Annotated in this window: 18 protein-coding genes; 11 read left to right on the top strand and 7 right to left on the bottom strand. The window is 54.5% G+C overall.

The window, feature by feature from the left end:
• Position 1 precedes the first annotated feature (1 nt).
• Positions 2 to 2,269, bottom strand: a complete 2,268-nt coding sequence (locus G6R38_RS00560; protein ID WP_166819750.1) for a hypothetical protein — start codon at positions 2,267 to 2,269, stop codon at positions 2 to 4.
• A 277-nt stretch (positions 2,270 to 2,546) separates the two neighbouring features.
• Here G6R38_RS00560 and G6R38_RS00555 point away from each other — a divergent pair, with 277 nt between their 5' ends.
• Together G6R38_RS00555 and G6R38_RS00550 are read left to right on the top strand one after the other, a co-directional pair.
• Complete coding sequence (locus tag G6R38_RS00555; protein ID WP_166819749.1) at positions 2,547 to 3,263, top strand: response regulator transcription factor; 717 nt, start codon at positions 2,547 to 2,549, stop codon at positions 3,261 to 3,263.
• Complete coding sequence (locus G6R38_RS00550) at positions 3,263 to 4,945, top strand: sensor histidine kinase (protein WP_166819748.1); 1,683 nt, start codon at positions 3,263 to 3,265, stop codon at positions 4,943 to 4,945. The genes G6R38_RS00555 and G6R38_RS00550 overlap by 1 nt, the downstream gene beginning before the upstream one ends.
• Before the next feature lie 4 nt (positions 4,946 to 4,949).
• Here G6R38_RS00550 and msrA read toward each other — a convergent pair whose 3' ends face one another.
• Both msrA and msrB read right to left on the bottom strand, forming a co-directional pair.
• Positions 4,950 to 5,660, bottom strand: coding sequence for a peptide-methionine (S)-S-oxide reductase MsrA (gene msrA, locus G6R38_RS00545; protein ID WP_206028412.1), 711 nt, complete (start codon positions 5,658 to 5,660; stop codon positions 4,950 to 4,952).
• Entirely contained in the window at positions 5,644 to 6,183 is a 540-nt protein-coding gene (msrB, locus tag G6R38_RS00540) for a peptide-methionine (R)-S-oxide reductase MsrB (RefSeq protein WP_206028411.1), read from the bottom strand. Before msrB ends, msrA begins: the two co-directional genes overlap by 17 nt.
• 216 nt (positions 6,184 to 6,399) lie before the next feature.
• On the opposite strand from msrB, the gene G6R38_RS00535 reads away from it, so the two are divergent.
• Positions 6,400 to 8,601, top strand: a complete 2,202-nt coding sequence (locus tag G6R38_RS00535; RefSeq protein ID WP_166819747.1) for a glycosyltransferase family protein — start codon at positions 6,400 to 6,402, stop codon at positions 8,599 to 8,601.
• Here the strand turns inward: G6R38_RS00535 and G6R38_RS00530 are convergent.
• Positions 8,576 to 9,292 (bottom strand): 3-keto-disaccharide hydrolase, encoded by a 717-nt coding sequence (locus G6R38_RS00530; RefSeq protein ID WP_166819746.1) that lies wholly within the window; start codon positions 9,290 to 9,292, stop codon positions 8,576 to 8,578. The genes G6R38_RS00535 and G6R38_RS00530 overlap by 26 nt on opposite strands.
• A 174-nt stretch (positions 9,293 to 9,466) precedes the next feature.
• Between G6R38_RS00530 and G6R38_RS00525 the strand changes: the two genes are divergently transcribed.
• The 6 genes from G6R38_RS00525 to G6R38_RS00500 all read left to right on the top strand — a co-directional run bounded on the left by G6R38_RS00525 (position 9,467) and on the right by G6R38_RS00500 (position 15,538).
• A complete protein-coding gene (locus tag G6R38_RS00525) occupies positions 9,467 to 11,272 on the top strand; it encodes an ATP-binding cassette domain-containing protein (RefSeq protein ID WP_166819745.1) in 1,806 nt (601 codons plus the stop codon).
• 48 nt (positions 11,273 to 11,320) lie between these two features.
• Positions 11,321 to 12,067: a DNA repair protein RecO gene (gene recO / locus G6R38_RS00520; protein ID WP_166819744.1), complete on the top strand. Its 747-nt coding sequence runs from the start codon at positions 11,321 to 11,323 to the stop codon at positions 12,065 to 12,067.
• A 25-nt stretch (positions 12,068 to 12,092) separates the two neighbouring features.
• Positions 12,093 to 13,310, top strand: coding sequence for an outer membrane protein assembly factor BamD (gene bamD, locus G6R38_RS00515; protein ID WP_166819743.1), 1,218 nt, complete (start codon positions 12,093 to 12,095; stop codon positions 13,308 to 13,310).
• A gap of 75 nt (positions 13,311 to 13,385) precedes the next feature.
• Positions 13,386 to 13,886, top strand: a complete 501-nt coding sequence (gene lptE, locus G6R38_RS00510; protein ID WP_166819742.1) for an LPS assembly lipoprotein LptE — start codon at positions 13,386 to 13,388, stop codon at positions 13,884 to 13,886.
• Between the two features lie 162 nt (positions 13,887 to 14,048).
• A complete protein-coding gene (locus G6R38_RS00505; protein ID WP_166819741.1) occupies positions 14,049 to 14,339 on the top strand; it encodes a co-chaperone GroES in 291 nt (96 codons plus the stop codon).
• Between the two features lie 17 nt (positions 14,340 to 14,356).
• Positions 14,357 to 15,538: a dipeptide epimerase gene (locus tag G6R38_RS00500; RefSeq protein WP_166819740.1), complete on the top strand. Its 1,182-nt coding sequence runs from the start codon at positions 14,357 to 14,359 to the stop codon at positions 15,536 to 15,538.
• A 9-nt stretch (positions 15,539 to 15,547) separates the two neighbouring features.
• Here the strand turns inward: G6R38_RS00500 and G6R38_RS00495 are convergent, their stop codons facing one another.
• The 3 genes from G6R38_RS00495 to G6R38_RS00485 form a co-directional block, all read right to left on the bottom strand.
• Positions 15,548 to 16,342, bottom strand: coding sequence for a class I SAM-dependent methyltransferase (locus G6R38_RS00495; RefSeq protein ID WP_166819739.1), 795 nt, complete (start codon positions 16,340 to 16,342; stop codon positions 15,548 to 15,550).
• A gap of 6 nt (positions 16,343 to 16,348) precedes the next feature.
• Complete coding sequence (locus tag G6R38_RS00490) at positions 16,349 to 17,518, bottom strand: hypothetical protein (protein WP_166819738.1); 1,170 nt, start codon at positions 17,516 to 17,518, stop codon at positions 16,349 to 16,351.
• Between the two features lie 65 nt (positions 17,519 to 17,583).
• Positions 17,584 to 18,123 (bottom strand): PSP1 C-terminal domain-containing protein, encoded by a 540-nt coding sequence (locus tag G6R38_RS00485; protein WP_166819737.1) that lies wholly within the window; start codon positions 18,121 to 18,123, stop codon positions 17,584 to 17,586.
• Between the two features lie 253 nt (positions 18,124 to 18,376).
• On the opposite strand from G6R38_RS00485, the gene G6R38_RS00480 reads away from it, so the two are divergent.
• Together G6R38_RS00480 and G6R38_RS00475 are read left to right on the top strand one after the other, a co-directional pair.
• Positions 18,377 to 19,783 carry a hypothetical protein gene (locus tag G6R38_RS00480; RefSeq protein ID WP_166819736.1) on the top strand — a complete coding sequence of 469 codons (1,407 nt, stop codon included), beginning with the start codon at positions 18,377 to 18,379 and terminating at the stop codon, positions 19,781 to 19,783.
• Entirely contained in the window at positions 19,783 to 20,475 is a 693-nt protein-coding gene (locus tag G6R38_RS00475) for a phospholipase D-like domain-containing protein (RefSeq protein ID WP_166819735.1), read from the top strand. The genes G6R38_RS00480 and G6R38_RS00475 overlap by 1 nt, the downstream gene beginning before the upstream one ends.
• Positions 20,476 to 20,516 lie beyond the last annotated feature (41 nt).

The following is a 20,516-nucleotide window of genomic DNA, read 5'->3' as shown; positions in this document are numbered from 1 at the left end:
CCTATTCCAAACCCGGCGGGGAGGCGAATGCATCATCATCCGGAATGACTTGGAAATTGGATTTGGAAGTCGAGTTGCCGGTCGGAGTGGGTTCGACTGCCTGCGTTGTTGGAGCAGGTTCAATCGGCAGGGAAACATCCCATTCCTCGGCTTCGACGGGGCGGAAGGACATCGCTGGGAGTTCTTCGTCCTCCATCGGCAATGGAATGGCCCCGGTTGGAATCGCTTCGGTAGCTGGTTCCATCAACTCCTGCGGAGCGAATTCCTCGAAGGAAGCCGGTTGGATCGGTGAAGCCGATGGCCAAGCCGGTTCCGCTGAAGGCTGTGTCGGAAGCGGTTGGCTCGGAAGAGCTTCCGCAGGTTCGGTTTGCTCGGCGGTGAGAACTTCGGGAGCCGACCCTGTGTCGCCAGGCGATGGCATGGTTGGTGTCATCTTCTGTCGCGATGGCAACGTGTCTTGCGAGGCGTGGTATGCGATCTCCGTTCGCAGCACACGTTTGTGGAACGCTCGTTGTTCTGGCTGCTTGCCGTTCACAACGATGATGTCATCCACCAAGCGGTGCCCATGCTCATCGACGAGCATCACTTTCGCCCCAAAGTTTTCATCCCCCAACACCACCATCATGCTGTCCGTGCCGACTTCACGAATGTCGGCCAACGGGCAACCCAGATGGGAAATCACCGCCTGACCGGCTTTGGGGACAGACTCGGCTTGAGTCCACACCAACCGGTTGAGGTCATTCGATGAATACCGTTGCAAGGTCTCCGTGTCCCCCGCAGCCAATGCGGAGGCGTAGGTTCGGATCGGCAAGAGAATTTCCATCGTTTCTTTCATCGAAACGATCTGGTCGGCGTTCTCGAATTTCACGTCGTCAACTCGCACGCGACCCCGATGATCGAGCAGCACGTAAGTCAAATCCAGACCGCCTTGCGACACTGTGAACCGACTCACCGCTCCGTCGAATTGGGTCGAAACAACACGGTCGATCGGATTCGAGAACAAATGCGGTGCCAGTTGGGAGACGTCGTCGTTGGGAACCATCCGCCAGACGCGTTCGTTGAAGTCCGCGGTCACGAGATTGCGAATCATCGGGAGATTGCCATCACGGACCGCCTCTTGGAACAGTTGCAGAATTGCCTGCCCCGTGAACACGACCGAAAGGCGTTTCTCGGCAACTTCATCAGTGACACCACCGGTTTCGTAGAGCGTGACTTCTTCGACGACGTATGGGGAATCTTCCGGCAGCTCCTGCAATTCCACACCACCTCGTGACAGGCTCAAACGCACAACTCGGTTCGGTTGTTCGATGATGTAGTCCGCTTGGCGGCCTTCCATTTTGACGTAGTATTCCGCTCCATCGAGCGTGCTGCTCGGAAGTTGTTCTTGCGAGAGGTCGGCCAATGCCAGACAGTCCTCATAAAGTTTCGAGTGACACACTTTCGCCAAGCGTTCGCGATCTTGTTCGGCGTATGCAGACAAGAATTGCGTTACGGACTGCATCGCCATCGCCGTTTTTCTCAGCGATTCGATGTGCTCTTTGTCTTTCCGGGATTCCACGGCGACGTCCGCGACTTTCCAGCGGTCCTCGAGCAGTTTCATCTTCAGGATCATCTTGCCGGTGGGGCGAGGCAATGACACGATCGCAACATCGTCATCGAGTTGGGCTTTTGGTCGGAACGATTTCGACGCCCCGTGTTCGGCAACGACCTGTTTCGTCAGGCGGTCCAGGTGTTCTGGTGGAAGTGCCCGAAGCGAATCCGCGAGTTCCATCGTGACCACCGACAATACACGATCCCGTTCGCCGGCATGCCAGGTGTCGAGAAATTCCCGCACGCTGAGCAGCAAATCCATTTGCTCCGCGACCGACTTGTCCACCTTCACCCCGCCCTTGTTTTGGCGGAGGTAAACGTCGTCCACGACCCACTCTTCGGATTCGTCGGACTGTTTCAGGCGGTAGTAGACCTTTTTGGTTCGCTTCCCGTTGGTCACGGCGACGAGTTTTTCCGTCGGCGATTCCTCTTGGACTTCAACGACGGAAACTTCGCCGGTCGGCACGCGGAGAATCTGAATATCTTCCATCGCCTCGGCCGTCCGCAGTGCGCGGGCGTTGAAGTCGTCGCTGGTGTGGACTTTCAATGTTTGATAGTCCTCTTTTTCCAACGCCGTCGTAAATGCCGTGATAACCTGCCGTTCAGCCATATGAGCGCAGCCAACGCCCAGGCACAACGGCAGTACCGCGAGAACGGTCCGCATGAAGTAGTGTCGCATGTTCAGACCCCGACCGCATTACACGAGAGTACGTGCTTGCTCGGTCCGCGAAAGATGAGTGAGTTTTTGCTGTAGAGAGAGAGGTGCGGGCTTCTCGCAGATTCTTGGCAGTAGGTCAAGACGAAAATTCGAGCAAACACGGTCTGTTCTTGAGAACAGTCGGGTTTTCGGAACCAATGTCCATTCTCAAACGTCCATAGGCTGTTACGCAGTCGTTACGTCTGCCGGTCCGCTGTCGTCTATACTTGAGATACGTGTTCCCGTGAGGTCCAATTTCATGAAGCTACGAATTCTCACCATCGAAGACGACCCGGCAATTCGGCGTGGTTTGGTAGACGCTTTCGAGTTTGCCGGTTTCGAGATTCTCGAAGCCGGACGTGGCGATCACGGTCTAAAGCTCGCTCTCGAATGTGTTTACGACCTGCTCGTTCTCGATCTTGTGTTGCCTGGAATGAGTGGGTTAGACATCCTGAAGGCCGTTCGGATCGAACGCCCTACGGTTCCCATCATCATTCTGTCCGCACGCGGGGACGAAAACGATCGCGTCGCCGGGCTGCGACTCGGGGCGGACGACTACGTTGTCAAACCGTTTAGCATTCGAGAACTGACTGCCCGTGTCGAAGCGGTTTTGCGGCGTTCGCCGGAGCGTTCCTCGCACGACGTTCCAATGTGCTTACCTCACGCAACAATTGATTTCGAGCGTGGTCTTGTGGAGTTCGATGACGGGACCGAAGCGGAATTGACCGAACGCGAAGCGGATCTGCTGCGATATCTTCGCACACACGCCGGGCGAGTGATCTCGCGGGAGGAACTCATGTCGCACGTTTGGCGAATTGATCCTCGCGGGCTCAACACCCGAGCCATCGACATGCAGGTGGCCCGGTTGCGGGAGAAGCTTCGAGATCGCGGCGCGGAGTCCCCAATTCTGCGGACGGTTCGCGGTCGCGGCTACGAACTCATTGTGCCCGAAGTTGCCACTCAGGAGGACTGTTAATGCGTTCGCGGTTGCTGTGGAGTGGCTTCTTCGCCTCGCTGACTGTCGTGACGGCGGCGTTGGTGTGGATCAGTCAAACGGTGTTGGAATTAGAATCGGCCGAACGCGATTTGGTACGGCAATCGGAATCGAACCGATTGGCGTTGTGGCGGATGGATTCGTTCTTGGTCCCACTGATCGCCCGCGAAAGCGGACGTTCCGCGAGTGCATACCGTCTGCGATCCGAACCCACTGAATTCGTGAAGTTGCGGTTCGAGTTTCGGCAGGAAAACAAGTACCTCTGCGTCCTTCCGAATGCGCCAAAATCCGACACCGCCGAGATTCCCGATGTTCTCTGTGAGGCGGTGGAATCCAAAGATTTCCTGGAGCAAATTCAGAATCAATCACCGAATGAATTTGCTGTCCGCGACGAAGAGCCGCCTTTGCCCCAGCAATTCGAGAACGCCCCCCCCGAACCATTGTTGGGACAGGCGAATACGTCTTATCAGCAGTTGGCCGCTCAGGAGGTGACGCGGAATCAGAACGAATTCCGGAAACGTTCGCAAAACGTCTTGCAAAGCAATTCCACGATAATGCCCCCCGCGATGCGTTCGCCCGAACAATCGCCGGAGGACTTGGAAATTCTCGGGCCAATGCAAGGAGTTTGGCAAGATGGCTTGCTACTGCTCGTGCGACCTGTCAGCGGTGGTGGCGCACAGTTCGTTCAGGGTTGTTGGCTCGATTGGGAGGCCATCCGAACGCAAATGCTGGACGACATCCGCGATCTTCTGCCAAGTGCCGAGCTGGTCCCTTCACGAACCGCGGAAGATGGTTTGCAATTGGCTGCGTTGCCGCTTCGCCTGACTCCCGGTTTACCGCCCACCGAAATCTTGCCTGTCTGGACACCACTGAGAGTCTCGCTGTTAATCGCTTGGGGGTGTTGGCTTGTTGCGGCTATTGCGGTCGGCTGGGTGTTGTATTGTGCCATCCGATTGAGTGAACGCCGTGGTGCCTTTGTATCTGCCGTAACGCACGAACTGCGAACCCCGCTAACGACATTTCGGCTTTACACAGAAATGCTTGTAGACGGCATGGTTCCGTCAGATGAGAAGCGACAACACTACCTGCAAACGTTGCGAGTGGAAGCGGAGCGTTTGGGGCATCTCGTAGAGAACGTGTTGTCTTACGCCCGTTTGGAGAACACACGTCGTCCTGATGCCGTGGAGGAAATCAGCGTCGAAGACTTCTTACTGCGACTGCAATCGACTCTTCAGGAACGAGCGGTTCGTTCGGACCGCCGTTTGGTTTTTCTGCCATACTCGGAACCATTGCACATCTCTGCGGACGCCGCCGCGGTGGAACGGATTCTGTTCAATCTTGTCGACAACGCTTGCAAATATGGTGGCGATGCAATGAATTCGCAGATCGAGATTTCCGCCCGTCGTGATGGTCATCACGTTGTGATCGCGGTGCGGGACTACGGTCCTGGCGTCTCGCGTCGACAAGTCGGGCGGTTGTTTCGGCCCTTCTCGAAATCCGCGAGCGAGGCGGCACACTCCGCGCCTGGAGTCGGGCTTGGTCTGGCATTATCCAAACGACTCGCACGCCGAATGGGAGGCGATCTGCGTTGCGATCAATCAGTCGATCAAGGAGCGTGTTTTCAGTTAACGCTCCCACGAAGCACAGCGACGGTCCGTGACTGATCGATCATTTCTCGTCGGCCAGCCAATCTTTGTACTTCTCACGAACCTTGGCCAATTTCGGCATCGCGACGCACTGAATGTAGGGGTTGCTGCTTTGAAGCTTGGCGTAATTCTGGTGATAATCTTCCGCGTCGTAGAAACCTTCTAAGGGTTCAAGCGTAGTAACGATTGGGGCGTCGAAAATGTTCTTCGCCTGCAGTTGATCGATAAAATTCTGCACCACTTGCTTTTGAGCCTCGTTCGCGTAGAACACTGCCGAGCGATAATGCCGACCGACATCGGCACCCTGTCGATTCTTCTGTGTTGGATCGTGTGCCACGAGGAAGAAGACTTCCAAAATCTGATCGAGCTTGATCTGCTCCGGATTGTACCGAATGCGAATTGATTCCGCGTGATCTGTTAGTCCCGCCGAGACCATCGTGTAAGCTGCACTGTCTTCGGTCCCGCCGGAGTAGCCACTATCGACGGATTTCACACCCTTCAGTTCCTCGAAGACCGCTTCAGTACACCAAAAGCACCCCCCCGCCAACACGATTTCACCCGTTTCGGCGTCGGCAAGGTCAACATTTTCAGCGGAGTTTTGCGGTTCGGGATCAGGCATAGCTGCGACAGATTCTTGAGATTCGATATGGGTTCCACAACCGGACAACATCAGACCCATCATTCCAAGAAGTCCGACGCTGCCGAAGACAATTTGTTTATTGAGATTCATCATCGTCCGCCGAATCTGAGGGATGAAAATGGAGAGCGGCGGAATTCATGCAGTACCGCAATCCTGTCGGCTCCGGACCATCCGTAAACACATGCCCGAGGTGTCCTCCACAGCGGCGACACAGCACTTCGGTACGTGGCAAGAACAACTTGTAATCGACTTCTTCCGCGACGTTGTCCTGATCGATCGGTTGATAAAAACTCGGCCAGCCCGTGCCGGACTCGTATTTTGTGTCGCTGGAATACAGGGGTAGATCACAACCAGCACAGTGATAAACACCCGAGCGGTGTTCATCCCAGTAAGCGTTCTTGAACGAGGGTTCCGTTCCTTTTTCTCGAAGAACGAAGAACTGCTCGGCGGTGAGTTTGTCACGCCATTCGTCATCGCTCTGGTCGACCACGTTGAAATCGAGTTCTTCGGTTGGTGTCGTCTGTGGGACGTGGTTCGCGGAAATCCGCACGCAACTCCATCCCGCAGCCAGAATGACGACCAACACAATCAGTATTAAAAATGCCCGCGTTTGCACCGTTCACAAATCCTTTGTTCTGGTTAGCAAATGAAACTTGGGGAATTATACCACCGCCGGCCAAGTCTGTCAGGATGACTCTGACCACAACGCTCCCAGGATTTGGGAATTCTCGGGAAATTGCTCGCGAGTAGTCCGACGCGAATTTAGCATGGGGGCTTGGCTCACCTTGAAGACCGTCGCTCGCCCCCGGATTCCATGTCGAAGCATCAGAAAATGAATTGGCTCCGCCATTTGCTCGCGGTCGTTGTGTTGTCGGCCGCAGCGTTGGCGTGCATGCATCGCCTCGTTGCCGAACCCTCCGGCATTATTGTCGGACCGCAAAATGGCGGACGCAACGATCTCACTGCATTCTTCATCCCGTGGCGAAGTTTCTTGAAAATTGGATGGACGGAATCCGGTCATCCGCCGATGTGGAACCCGTACGGTTTGGGAGGCATCCCCTGGTTGGGGAACCCGCAGTCGGCGATGTTCTATCCGCCAAACTGGTTGTACCTCATCACCACCGCGACCTGGTTGCCCGGTTGGATGATGGTGGGGCATCTCATCTTCGGGGGGCTTGGTGCGTACTCGCTCGGCAATTGGTGGAAGTGGAATTGGGGAGTATCGGTTCTGGTCGGCTGCGCATTTTTGTCGGCTCCATTCCTAATTGCCCATCTGGCGGAAGGCCATTACAACCAAATTTGCGTCACTGCTTGGTTGCCTTGGGGGTTGCTGGGGTTTCTGCGAATGCGTGAAGGTCGTCGCTTGAGCGTGCCGATCTTGGCGGGAATTTTCTCCCTGGCATTCTTCGCTGGTCACGTACAAGAATTGTACTACCTGATTTTAACTCTCAGTTTTTGGGTCCTTTGCGATGTGCTCTTGCCGAGTGCCTGGCGAGGCGAACAATCACCCCTGAAGCTATTCGGCAATTGGGCGTTGACCGGTTGTGTCTTGATTGGAATCGTCGCCGTCGAGTTGGGGCCAATCTACAATTACACACGCCAAGCGGTCCGTGCGAGTGGTGTTGATCTTCAATCCGCGGCCGGCTTGAGTATCGGCCTGGAAAGCCTATGGCAGTTGTGGAACCCGTTCGTCCATGGCGGGCCGACAGATTACCACGGTCCTGGTGTTCTCTATTGGGAAAGCGTCCTCCACTTTGGTGTGTTGCTGACGGGATTAGCCCTGTTGAGCCCAATTGTGCGATTCCGCGATCCCATGGTTCGGCGGCTGTTTGTGACGTTGGTCATTAGTCTGGTCTTTGTCGCCGGCACACGAACGCCGCTGTTCATGATCTTCTTCAAGTACGTTCCGGGAATCGCGATGTTCCGGGGACCGGCACGGCTTTTGTTTTGGGTTTCGCTGTTGGTCTGTCTCCTGGGCGGTTTTACGTTGCAGACATTTGTGGAACGATTGACCAAAAAGCCGTCAATTGGTCGACTATTGGCTGTGGGCTTGATTGGTCTGGTTTACCTTGTCGTGATGACGGAGAACATTCGGCATGCCAACGCGGTCACCAGGGTTATACCCAACCAAGATTTCCGGTCGGACAGTGAGATCGCGTTGTTTCTCAGAGACAAGATTGGTTTCGAAGGTAATGACGACAGCCGGGTGATTGTCGATCAGAATTTGCTGTCTGATCGGGAAGCTTGGAACCACGGTATCGGCAAAGTGCACGCGTACGATCCAGTGCCATTGATGCGAGCAGCCTTGTTGATTGACGTACTAAACCCGCTTCATCCACCAAACGAAGAACTCGTCGGATTGTTGCCGACCTATCCGGCACGATACCGCAGCAATATTCTCGATCTGCTTGCGGTTCGCTATGCGGTCGTACCTGCGGGCGGTCCCAGTGTCCCAGAGGGCTGGGAGTTGCGGAAACGCGGGACGGTGCGACCGGAGACCGTTCTCGCGGGATCGTCGGCTAGCTTACTAGCCTATGAAATCTGGGAGAACACCGACGCATTGCCGAGAGCGTTCGTTCTGGGAAACACAGAGCTGGTCACCGGTGAATCGGTTTCAGACCTACTCGCGAAGGTCCAACCGCGTCGTCACGTGATCGTTGCCAAGGACGTGCTTTCCGCTGCCGAAAGTCGGCAACCATTCACTCCTGCTCAGATCGAAGAATTGACACCAGACTCACTGACAATCCGTGCAAAACTTGACGCACCAGGATATCTCATCGTCAGCGATTTGATCTCGCCGGGCTGGAAGGCCACGGTCGATGGGCAACCGACCCCGTTGATACCGGTGAATGTTGTCCATCGGGGTGTGGCATTGGGACCTGGCGAGCATACCGTAGAGATGTGGTACACACCGCCGGGTTTCAAATTCTGGGGCATCGTCAGCGTCACCACAATCTGTGTGTTGATCGTGATGACGCTTCAAACGATGCGTGCGGGTCGCGAGACGATTATTCGTCGTGATCCAACGGCTTGATGCGGATGTTTCGCCACATGGCCGTCAGGGGATCTTTGCGACCACCCACTCCGTGAACTTGCAATGCGATGAAACCCTTCGGGGTCATGTCGTCTTTGAAGTCGGCTCGCAATTCGCCATTCAAGTAGGTGCGGATTGAATCGCCCTTGGCTTCCACGCGGACTTTGTTCCAACCGTCCATCTTGTAGATCTTCTGGCCTTGAGCGGTGAAGGCTTTGCCGTCGCCCCCTTTTTGGCCTGGGTAAAGCCAACCGCGTCGGCCTTCATCGTAGATGCCACCCGCCCAGAGCCGGGTCGGTTTGTTAGGGTCGATTTCCACTTGGTAGCCATGCACGCGGCCGGCACCGACTTTGATTTTCTTTTTGCCGGTATCGTAGGTCATGGGCTTGTCGTACACATTCGACCGAATCTGCACGCCGGAGTTTAATTCATTGTCAACTTTGAATTCGTACTCCAGAATGAAGTCACCGTATTTCTTGGTGGTGGCCAAGAAGCTGTTCGGTGAGTTCGGGACCGACGTGCCGACGATGACACCATCATTCGCGGTGTATTTGGCTTTGCCGCCGTATTGTGTCCAGCCGTCGAGCGTCTTGCCGTCGAACAGCGAGATCATGCCGTCATCAGCGGTCGCGACAACGGCGTGACAAGCGACCAACGAGAGGCAAAGCAGCCAATTGCGTGTGGGAAGCATGTGCAAACTTTCTGAAAATAGGGTGTTTGGAAAGGTGGATTTGTGATTTTAACTTGGCGAACGTCAATTTCCCACCATGTCGAGTGTTGCTCGCCACTTCCGTTTCGCGGCGGAACTGCGTAAATTTCGGAAGACACGTCAATTTGTCGATTTCTGGATTGGATTTGCATCCGTATGGCTTTGCTCACATTGGAAGATGTTTCGATCGGTTACGGCGGCCCCCCGTTGTTGGAGGGTGTAACGATGCGGATCGAACATGGCGAACGGATTGCCCTGCTCGGCCGTAACGGCGTGGGCAAGTCGACGTTGCTCAAACTCCTCGATGGCGAATCAACACCGCATGATGGACAGGTCAAACGGCAGAAGAACCTCCGAACAGCCCGCATGATCCAAGAAGTGCCACCCGGTCGCGGTGGTTCAATTCGGGATATCGTGGCGATCGGCTTGGAAAACACCAACGATCAAACCCCGAGTTGGGAACTCGAAAGCCGGATGGAACGCATCATCGGTTGGCTCGGTCTCGACCCCGAGATGCCGTTCGAGTCGATTTCCTCGGGGATGAAACGTCGCGTGCTTCTCGGGCAATCTCTTGTGACTGAGCCAGACGTGCTGATGCTCGACGAACCGACGAACCACTTGGATGTCGAGTCGATCACCTGGCTGGAAGATTTTCTAAGCCGATTTGCCGGCACGTTGATCTTCATCACCCACGACCGTGTGTTCATGCAGAAACTCGCCACTCGGATCGTCGAACTCGAGCGTGGCCGGCTGTTTGATTGGACTTGCGATTTCGACACGTTCGTCAAACGCAAAGAAGCCGCTCTCGAAGCAGAAGCGCAGCAGGAAGCACTCTTCGACAAGAAACTGGCCCAGGAAGAAGCCTGGATTCGCACCGGCATCAAAGCCCGCCGGACTCGGAACGAAGGCCGCGTGAGAGCATTGCAGGAACTCCGCCGTCAACGTGCCGCTCGCCGGACGGCTGTCGGAACCGCGAAGATTCAAGTACAAGACGCCGAGAAATCCGGTCGGCTGGTGCTCGAAGCGAAGGACGTCAATTTTCAATATGACGACAAACCGATCATTCAAGACCTATCGCTGAAGATGATGCGTGGCGACAAAATCGGTTTGCTGGGGCCGAACGGGTGTGGCAAAACCACCCTGCTCCGCACGCTTCTTGGTGAACTTGAGCCGCAATCCGGGACGATCCGGCATGGCACGAATCTGGAAGTGGCGTATTTCGATCAACTGCGAAATCAGATTGACGAAGAAAAAACCGTCCAAGACAACGTCAGCGGCGGTGCCGAGATGGTTTCAATCGGGGGAAAGTCTCGGCATATTATCGGGTACTTACACGACTTTCTGTTCTCCTCCGAACGGGCCCGCAGCCCGGCGCGTTTCCTTTCCGGAGGTGAACGCAATCGCTTGATGCTTGCGAAATTATTTACCAAGCCATCGAACGTCCTTGTCCTGGACGAACCCACGAATGATTTGGACTTCGAGACGCTCGAACTGCTCGAAAGTTTGCTGGTGGATTACACTGGTTCCGTGTTGCTTGTCAGTCACGACCGGGCGTTCTTGAACAATGTCGCCACCAGCGTCCTTGCGTTCGAGGGTGAAGGACGTTTCAAAGAATACGACGGTGGCTACGATGACTGGTTACGGGCTCAGAAAGATCAGACCGCCGCGGAAGCCAAACCGAAGAACGCTCAAAAGTCGAAATCCAAGCCCAATAAATCGGCTCCGCAGGACAAACCGAAGAAACTCAGCTTCAAAGAAAATCGTGAACTCGAAGAACTTCCCCAACGGATCGAATCCCTCGAAACCGAGCAGGCCGAATTGCAAAACTCGATGACCGACCCGGATTTCTTCCGTCAAGACGGCGGCAAAGTTGCGGAGGTCTCAAACCGATTAGAAGCTATCCAAACCGAGTTGCAAGACGCCTACGCCCGTTGGGAAGAACTCGAAGCCCGCGCGGAATAAGTGGAACCCAAATGACCATCCTCTTCAGAAAATTTCGAAAAATCGGCTATGTCGACGGAAAAAACCGAAGCGCTGACGGTACGGCTTGCCGATTTTAGTGAAACCAGCAAAGTCGTGACGTTTATGACGGCCGACTTTGGAAAGGTCACGGCGATCGCTAAAGGTGCCAAACGTCTGAAAAGTGCCTTCGAGATCGCTCTTGACCTACTGACGAGATGTGAGATAGTTTTCATTCGCAAATCCTCGGGACTTCATATCCTCACGGAAGCTCGGCTCGTCCGGCGGTTCCAACCCCATCAAAAAGATATGTTGAGTTTGTACGGCGGATATTACGTCGCCGAACTTCTCGCTGGATTCACGGAAGAAGACGATCCTCATCCTCAATTGTACGAAGCAGCGATTCAGACACTCGATGCACTCACTAATCAACCGGACAGTCGGCTGACGATTATTCAATTTGAATTGGTGGTGCTAAGGGAAATTGGACAACTTCCCGCCTTCGATGCCTGCCTCGCCTGCGGAGAACCGGTCACGGAGAATCGAACTTATGCTCTCTGGGTCAATCAGGGAGGACTCATTTGCCAACGTTGCCAGCAGGAATCGTACCACCCGCAAAGCACGAGTGTTCCAGCAGGGACCGTGATGCTACTTCGGCGACTGAGTCAAACCGAAACCGACCCAGCGAGAATCGCAGTGAGCGAGCAACAATTTCGACAGATGCGACAGGTAACGACGGCCGCCATCTCCCACGGATTGGGACGGCGACCGAAGATGTTACGATATCTCCAATTTTGATTCCTTCAGTCCGTCATGGATGACGATGCGAAAATCATACCAAAATCAATCGCCTCGGCGTTGCGGCTTGTGTCGCGGCGGGCTGCTTTTCGGGTTCCTGCTCTTGGCGGGCTGCCAAGCCCCTGGCATGGCTCAACCGGAACCGGAAGGGTTTAGTCTTTCAAAGCTGAAGTTCTGGGAACGCGAGGAACGCGACATGACGTCCATCGACGGCATTCGCGGCCCGCTGCAACGGCAACTCGAACGAAGTGCTTCACTCCGTGGCACTTACGACGGGTCTCTTGCACCGATTGAAGGCCAGCAGGAATTCGACGAAGCGAAATCCGTCTTCGATAGCGGTGACTACACTGCCGCTCAAAAGCAGTTCAAACGAGTCGCCAAACGCTACAAAGATACGCCCATCGAAGAAGAGGGTCTGTTCTATATCGCCGAGTGTGAATTTGCACGCGGCCGGTATGCCAAGGCTCAGGACGCGTACGACACGTTGCTGAAAAAATACCCATCACCGCGGCAACTAGATTTGATGACACGACGACTGTTCGACATCGCTCGAACGTGGCTCGAATACCCTGAGTTCGTCGAAACCAGCGAAATTCAGCAAGTCAATTTGGAGAATCCCAAGTCCACACCGCGACCGGAAGCACCGATCGAACGGAGTTGGGACCCATCCCGTGTCATTCCGATTTTCCCGAACATGTGGGACAAATCTCGCCCGGCTTTCGACACCGATGGCCGTGCCCTGCAAGCGTTGCGAACGATCTGGTTGAACGATCCAACCGGACCCATCGCGGACGATGCCTTGATGCTCGCCGCGAGTCACAACCTTCGTAAAGGCAGCTACTTGGAAGCCGACCGTCTATTCGAAATTCTCCGCCGGGACTATCCCAAGAGTCCGCACATCGAGAATGCCTTCATTCTGGGTTCTCATGTGAAATTGATGTCTTATCAAGGCCCCAATTACGATGGAGACTCGCTGGCGGAAGCGGCTCAATTGAAGGAAAGCACGTTGCGACTCTACCCGAAAACGGAAGATCGCGAACGAATTCTTGATCAGATTCGGCAGATCGAGGAAGCGAAAGCCGAGCAAGAATGGGCGAACGTCGTTTTCTGGCAAAAGAAGAACAACCCCCTCTCGGTGGCAACGTGTTGTCGCGAAGTCATTCGACTCTACCCCAACAGTTCATACGCGAGTCGTGCACGCGACATTCTCGCGGAACTGGAGGCGAACGGAGCGTTGCAATAGTCGACGTAAAGACAATTTGAACGTCTCGAGCCGCCGGGAATACTTGGCGGCTGTACGTCATCAAGGAATGATTGGATGAAACGAACCTGGCCACTCTTGGCGTTACTGCTCGCGGGATGCGGGTACGTCGTCGGTTCGCCTTTTCGCCCCGATGTTCGCACCGTCGCCGTGCCGATCTTTCAGAATGACACATTCCGCAAGGGGGTGGAGTTCCAACTCACTGAAGCGGTGCAAAAGGAAATGCAACAACGTGGGTTGCAGATCGCCGAGGAACCCTATGCCGACACCCGTTTGACCGGGAAGATTGTCGAGATTCAGAAACAAGTCTTGACCGAGTCGGCCTTCGACGACCCTCGACAGTTGCAACTTCAGTATGCCGTCGTCATCCAATGGGAAGATCTTCGAACCGGACGCTATCTCGCCGATCAGCAGATTCTGTTGCCGCCCGAAGACACGGCGTTCTTTGGTCAGGGGCAGTTTGCTCCGGAAGTGGGGCAGTCACTTGCAACTGCGAAGGAAGAAGTGGTGCAACGACTCGCTCGGCAGATTGTCAACCGAATGGAAATGCCTTGGTGACCGCTGATCACTCAAAACTTCCATTCATCAATCAGATGTGGAAAATGACCAATTGACACTTTCGCCGGCCGCGTGATTGTCGTCCAATATATCCGACTCGGTTGTCGTAAAACATCGTCGAACATCAATACATCCTGCGACGTTGAATGGGATTTCTGACCGATGAAAATTGTGCCTTTGGGCGACAAAGTGGTCATTCAACGAATCGAAGCGGAAGCGGTGACAGCTGGCGGACTCGTTCTGCCGGACGATGCTCAAAAGCAAGCGACAGAAGGTCGGGTGCTCAGCGTTGGAGCTGGTGTGCGTCGTGCGGATGGCACGGTCACTCCGTTTCAGGTCAAAGAAGGCGACCGCGTGATGTTCACGCCCTGGGCCGGGACGGAAATCGACATTGACGGGGAACCGCTCCTGATCGCCAGCGAATCCGACATTCTCGTCGTCCTCACACCTTAAGCGAAACGATCGTCTCTGTGCGTGTTGCTAACTGGCATATCTATCACGTACGCATTCCGTTGAAGAAAACGATTCGTCACGCATCGCACACACGCAAGGCGACCGATTCCCTCATTGTGCGTTGCACGCTCGATACCGGGCAAACCGGTTGGGGTGAAGGATTACCCCGTGAGTATGTGACCGGTGAGAATATCGACGCTGCATTCGCCATGCTGCGGGAGCTTCCGAACTCCGCGACTTTGCATGCGAGTTTCGAGAACGAGCGAGAAGCCGTCCGAACGGCCTCAAATTGGGACATCGTCAGACCATCGAATGCGGTCCGCGCGTGTTATGGAAACTCGGCTCGCTGTGCGATGGAGTTGGCATTTCTGGACGCAATTTTTCGGGAAGTTGGGCGACCGCTCTCTGAACTTCCTGCGATGACGAACAGTTTGGTGGAACACCCGAAGATCAGAAAACGCGTGCGTTATAGTGGTGCGATCACTGCCGAGAGTGCAAAGAAGCAACTCCAGCAAGCCGTGAAAATGCGGTTGTTTGGCTTCCATCAAGTCAAAGTGAAGGTCGGAGTTTCCGAGATTGATGACGCAACTTCACTGAAAACGATTCGCCGCATCGTGGGTCGAAAAGTTGACCTCAGAATTGACGCCAACGAAGCTTGGCAGTGCAGTGATGTCGTGCGGAATGTTGAACGGCTCTCGTCATCGGGAATCACATCGGTTGAACAACCGGTGCCGCACTCGGACGTAGTGGGGTTGAGCAAGATTCGCCCGCAACTTTCGGTGCCGATCATGCTTGATGAATCGCTGTGCCATCGAGAAGACGCGGTTCGCGCGTACAACGAGGGACTCTGCGATTTGTTCAACATTCGACTGTCGAAGTGCGGTGGGATTCTGCCGTCGCTCGAGTTGAAACAGATGGCGGTCAACTTTGGACTCGGTTTCCAACTCGGTTGCCAAGTGGGAGAAACCGGCATCCTGTCCGCAGCGGGACGGCACATCGCGTGTGCGATTGAGCCAATTCGCTACCTGGAAGGCAGTTACGATCGGTTCCTCGTCAAAGAGCCTCTGACGAAAGAGAATCTCACCTTCGGATACGGCGGACGAGCCCGAGCGATCAATCGACCGGGTTTGGGAGTAATCGTCGACGAGGCCGCGTTGTCGCGAGTGACGATTCGTGAGCATTCGCAGACCGTGCATTAACGCTGCTCGTCAATCGGGCGTCCAGATCGACTGCCGTTGCTTGGGTTGATCCCCTTGCCGTCTCGCTTTGATTCGGACGTACGGGGCGACGAACCGGCCGCGATGTCGGAAGTCACCGACTGGGGCCGTCCGATCGGCACGGCTCGGTTCGACGAGATCTTCGATCACGAAACCCGTTTGGCATAATCCGCCGACAAGTTGCTCCCAGCGATGGAGGTGCTCGGTTGCATTGTCTTCGCGATAGGAAGTGTCGTCGACGGCAGGCAGTGGACCTTGATGATAATACTCGACACCCACGACGTAGTGATTGTCGCGTGTTCGGCGAGTGATTTGCAGGCTAGTCGGCGTTTTATGCTGGGAAATATACAGACCACCCGGACGCAGCACGCGAGCAACTTCGCGGTAGACCGCAGCCAAATCCGGCACATAACAAGTGCTGACAGGTTGATGAACAATGTCCTGACTCGCCGACTCGACTGCGGATAAGTCGTCCATCGACGTTTCAACCAGCCGGACGGTCAATCGTCGCCGGGAGGCTTCACGTTCATCAAGTCGCAGCATCGAGGGGCTGAGATCCACCACGGTGACATTCGCCCCGGCGGAAGCGTACAAAATGGATTGCCATCCGCCGCCCGAGGCGAGACACAACACGTTCAAACCACGAACGCTGTCCGGGAGCCATCCCCGGCTGTCAAGTGTCCCCAGTGGGTTAGCACACTCCTGATCGGTTGCGGCCCGAGCGAATCGGCTACCGCCGTCCGCCAAGCGATTCCAGGCGGCTCGGTTCTTTTCGCGATAGGACATCGAGCGTTAACCTGCCGATGTCTCATGAACCACGGCCGCCAAGAAACCAACGGCGTCGTCATTGTCCCGTGCAGCTTCACGCCAGGCGTCGGTCTGACCGGCTTGTTGACACAATTTCAAGAACGAAAATCCATTCGGGTCGTTCAACGATCGCAAGTGCTTCTTCCCTACTTCCACCGCATCATCGAGCCGGTCGATCTTCGTCAGAAGTGTCACCAGTTCATAGGCCAGATACGGTTTGTCTTGTTCGTCGGGCTCTTGGTCGAGTTTCGCTTGGAAGTACGCAATGTGCTCGTCCACGTTCTCCCCAAGAATGGCTTTGAAGAAGTGGATATGGGCCGGGTAAAAGTCGTCGAATGGCGGCTCACCGGGATACTGCAATTGGTCGGACAATTTTGCCCCGTATTCCGCCAGTTGCAAAACCTTGGGTAACTCAGCGGCTCCACGCTCCAAGCAACGAGCAAATCGCACGGTCGAATTCAGGTGCGAAACGTCAATGTGATAGTTTCCGTTTTCGAAGAGCCAGTCTCGACCCGCGATCAGTTCTCGCAGTGAATCCGTCGGCGGTGCCATTGCGATGCGTTGTTCGACGTCTTGCTGGACGGTCCGCTTCAAATCGTCGTAGAGTTCGTTGACCAACATGGCCGCTGCTTGTTGCTGATCCTCACCTTGCAAGAGTTGAGCTTGCAACGCTTGATCAAAAGCTGTGATTGTGTTGCACGTTCCATGCGTGTGCAACATGATCTCCAACCCCTTCGCCGGATGTGCGCCCTGGTGCAAACACAGCTGAATCAACTCTTCGGTCGAGTCATCAATGTCGTTCGGCAGCGGCATTTCGTCGAGCTTGTGACGGACCTTGTCCGTTTCGCCAATGGTTCGAAGATATGGCCAGGCCCGCGGAACGTTATCGTCGGCCAAAAACAACTCACCGACTTCACGAGCGGCTTCCACGTAGTAGTCTTCGAATTCCCGCCGACGATCTTCGGGTAAGTCATCCAACGCCGTCGGCATTGCCAACGGCATTCCCATCTCGTTTCGCTTCTTCAACAGCAACGCATCGAACAGCCGGTCGTAATTCTTCTGTTCTCGGAGATGTCCGATCAGCGAATCGATTGCCGCCGCGGGACCGTCACTTTTGCAGGTTGTTTCGAGTTGGGTTAAAAACGTATCGGACATAAATAATCGTTCTGTTTTCTGTTCGCTATCGCTCAAAACTTAGATGTCTACACCGGCCGCCCTGCTCAATGGCTGCATCCGCCACTGCCACATCCACCAGAACCGCATCCGCCGACAGGCTCCAACTGAATGATGCCATCACTTCCAACGGGTTGAACTGTCACCGTTCCCAACCCACCGGCAGCCGCATAGAGCGAGAGTTTGGTACAGTCGGGCCCACGTTCATTGAGGACGTAAAGGATTAATTGCTCGGTGTCGAGCGTTCGCTCGGAGTCGATCAGTTCCAACTCCAATTTCCATTCGTATATCCGTTCCCGCCAAGCTTCAAATTCGGCTTCGCACTGATCTCGCAACTCTCGATGTTTTCGGTGATCCGCTGAGTTCGCTTTCCGCACAACCTTCAGGTCGGCTAACTCTTGCGAGAGTCGATCCGACGTGGAAACGTCTGCAACCGTCTCCGGCGTCCAATTTTGGAGCATTCGTCCCAATTCCAGACCCCGTTGTGTTCGCAACACGACTTCATCGTCCCGGTGCAACGGCTCATCGCACGCGACATTGAAACGTCCAACTTCAGGAACTTGACCGTAACGGACCAAAACACTCATAGGGCAAAAATCACGTCCATCACAAAGGAGGGAAACGGGGTAGGACCATTGACGTTGCACAATCGGACGATACCGCCATCTTTCGATCACTTTAGCGTATCAGTCCGGTTGGGCAATTCCAAGGCTGGCCGTGGCGGAACCCGCGTTCCCCGCTTGAACTTGCAATCCTACGCGACGCCGATCATGTTGGAACCCTCAACTTCCATTTGATTGCGAAATCGAATTTTCTTCTGCCAGCAATAAACGACCAACAATGACCCGCAACAACCGCTTTCTCGGTGTGACTGTTCTCGGCGACTACATCTTGAGTGAGGGAGCGGAAAACGTTCTGAAGAATCTGCAGGAAATCGGAGCAACGGCGGTTGCAACGAATCCGACGGTCACGGCTCCGGCCACCAAAGAGAACGGGAGTTTTCAGCCCCCAACCGATGCCGGCAGCAGTCCGAGAGTCTTCGATCGCCCGCTCTTTGGTCAGACAAGTTTGTGGGTTCGGGGCGGTCCAAGTTACCACCCTGATCCGCAGTTCTATCGCGATTCGCCCTATTCACCGCGAAAACCAAACGATCTGACCGATGAATACGGGGCAGTCATTGGCGATTTTATAAGCTGCGCAGTCGACGCCGGTTTGAAAGTTTACTTCCAGCTCGGGGCGGCTCAACCCAGCGGGTTACGTGATGAAGATCGCCCACGACTCCCAAATGGTGAACTGCCGACCGGTCGAGTCGCTGACACTGCTAGTCTGGCCAGCGAAGCCGTCGACGCCTACAACGCCGCCTACCTTAGAGACCTGCTAGCCGCATACCCTCAGATCACCGGCTTCCGCCCAGATTGGCCTGAGTCACCGTGCTATACACTCGACGAATGTTTTCAGGATTTCAGTTCGCATGTCGCTGATTCAACGTTAGTGAAACAATTCTGTAAGGAACACGGTTGTGATTTCGCTCAGATTCAGTCGGACATGACCGAGCTATACTCACTGTTGAACCGACGTTTGAACACATCGATCGTTCAAGAGGTTTCGAAGTCATTGTCCGCACTCTCTCAGTATGGAATCGACTCTAATTCGATTGATCTTTGGTTGCAGATCAAGCAAGAGTTAAGCTACCAGATATTAAGCAAGTGGCGTGCGATTCTGGATGAAGTCGATTCCGGACGTTATGAGCTGTCTGCGAACAGTTTCATGCCACCATATAATCGGCTGACGGGTTTTGACTTCGCACGGAATGCGAACGTGTGCGATGCGATTTCGCCGAAACTCTATACGATGCACTGGACCCAAATGGTCGAATTTTGGGGGCGAAAAATGCTTGAAAGCAACCCCGGTGTCGATGAGTCCATTCTTGTTGAAGCGATCGTGAGATGGATGGGAATTGATCATGATCCGTCCGAGAAGCAACTGTCAGATTATGGCTATCCCCAACCGGACGAGCCTCATCGAGTTGCACATGACCTTCAGCGTCAAAAGATCCAAGACGTCGTTGACCAAGCCGCGGGCCAATGTGAAGTGACGCCTTTAGTCCATGGTTATGGTCCCCCTGCTGACTTCAAGAACCGCCTAGAACTCGTCGCGGATAGCAAGGCAGACGGCGTCTGGGTGAACCGATATGGGTACCTTAGTGATACGAAATTGCAAATCATTAAAGATGTTTGGAAGGCGTAATGGATCTCGATCAAATCAGGTATCAGTTTGAGCAAACACTAGACGATCGACGGTTGTCTCGGAGCGAGAAACGAGCGTTGTCACGCGTCCTGGATGGTGTCGCTTTGACTCCGCACAATCTCAGCGTTTTGCGAAGACTAGCATTCGAAGTCGCGGCGACTGGCTTCAACGATGTACCGGCTCGGGAAACGCTTGGTTGGCTCGAGGATGTGATCAAATTGCTCGTGCCGAGTCCTGAAGATTCGATTGCCGATGTCGAAAGCCATTTTAGTCCAGGCGATGATTGTCCAACGAGAATCGCGAGTCTCTTTCAAACGGCGAAGCGTACAGTTGATGTCTGTGTGTTTACAATTACGGACAATCGGATTGCTTCTGCGATTGCAGACGCTCATCGACGCGGAATCCTCGTGCGAATTATCACGGACGATGACAAATCATTCGATGCCGGGTCCGATGTTGAGCGATTGGCGTCGATTGGTATTGAGGTGCGTCGAGATCGCTCGCCCTATCATATGCATCACAAGTTCGCGATCTTTGACCAGCAAACTCTTCTCACTGGGAGCTACAATTGGACGCGTGGTGCCGCCGAATACAACGAAGAAAATTTTATTCTGTCCGGCGATTTGCGTCTGATCAAACCATTCCAAGCAACCTTCGACCAACTTTGGCAACAATTTGCCGCGACCAATTAATAAGGCCGATCTTGTCAGGAAATTTTCATCACATTGACAGG

Origin of the sequence: Thalassoroseus pseudoceratinae, from assembly GCF_011634775.1 — a bacterium.
GTDB classification, from domain to species: Bacteria; Planctomycetota; Planctomycetia; order Planctomycetales; family Planctomycetaceae; genus Thalassoroseus; species Thalassoroseus pseudoceratinae.
Note: the sequence above shows the minus strand (reverse complement) of the source record. Positions and strands in the feature narration are given on the sequence as shown.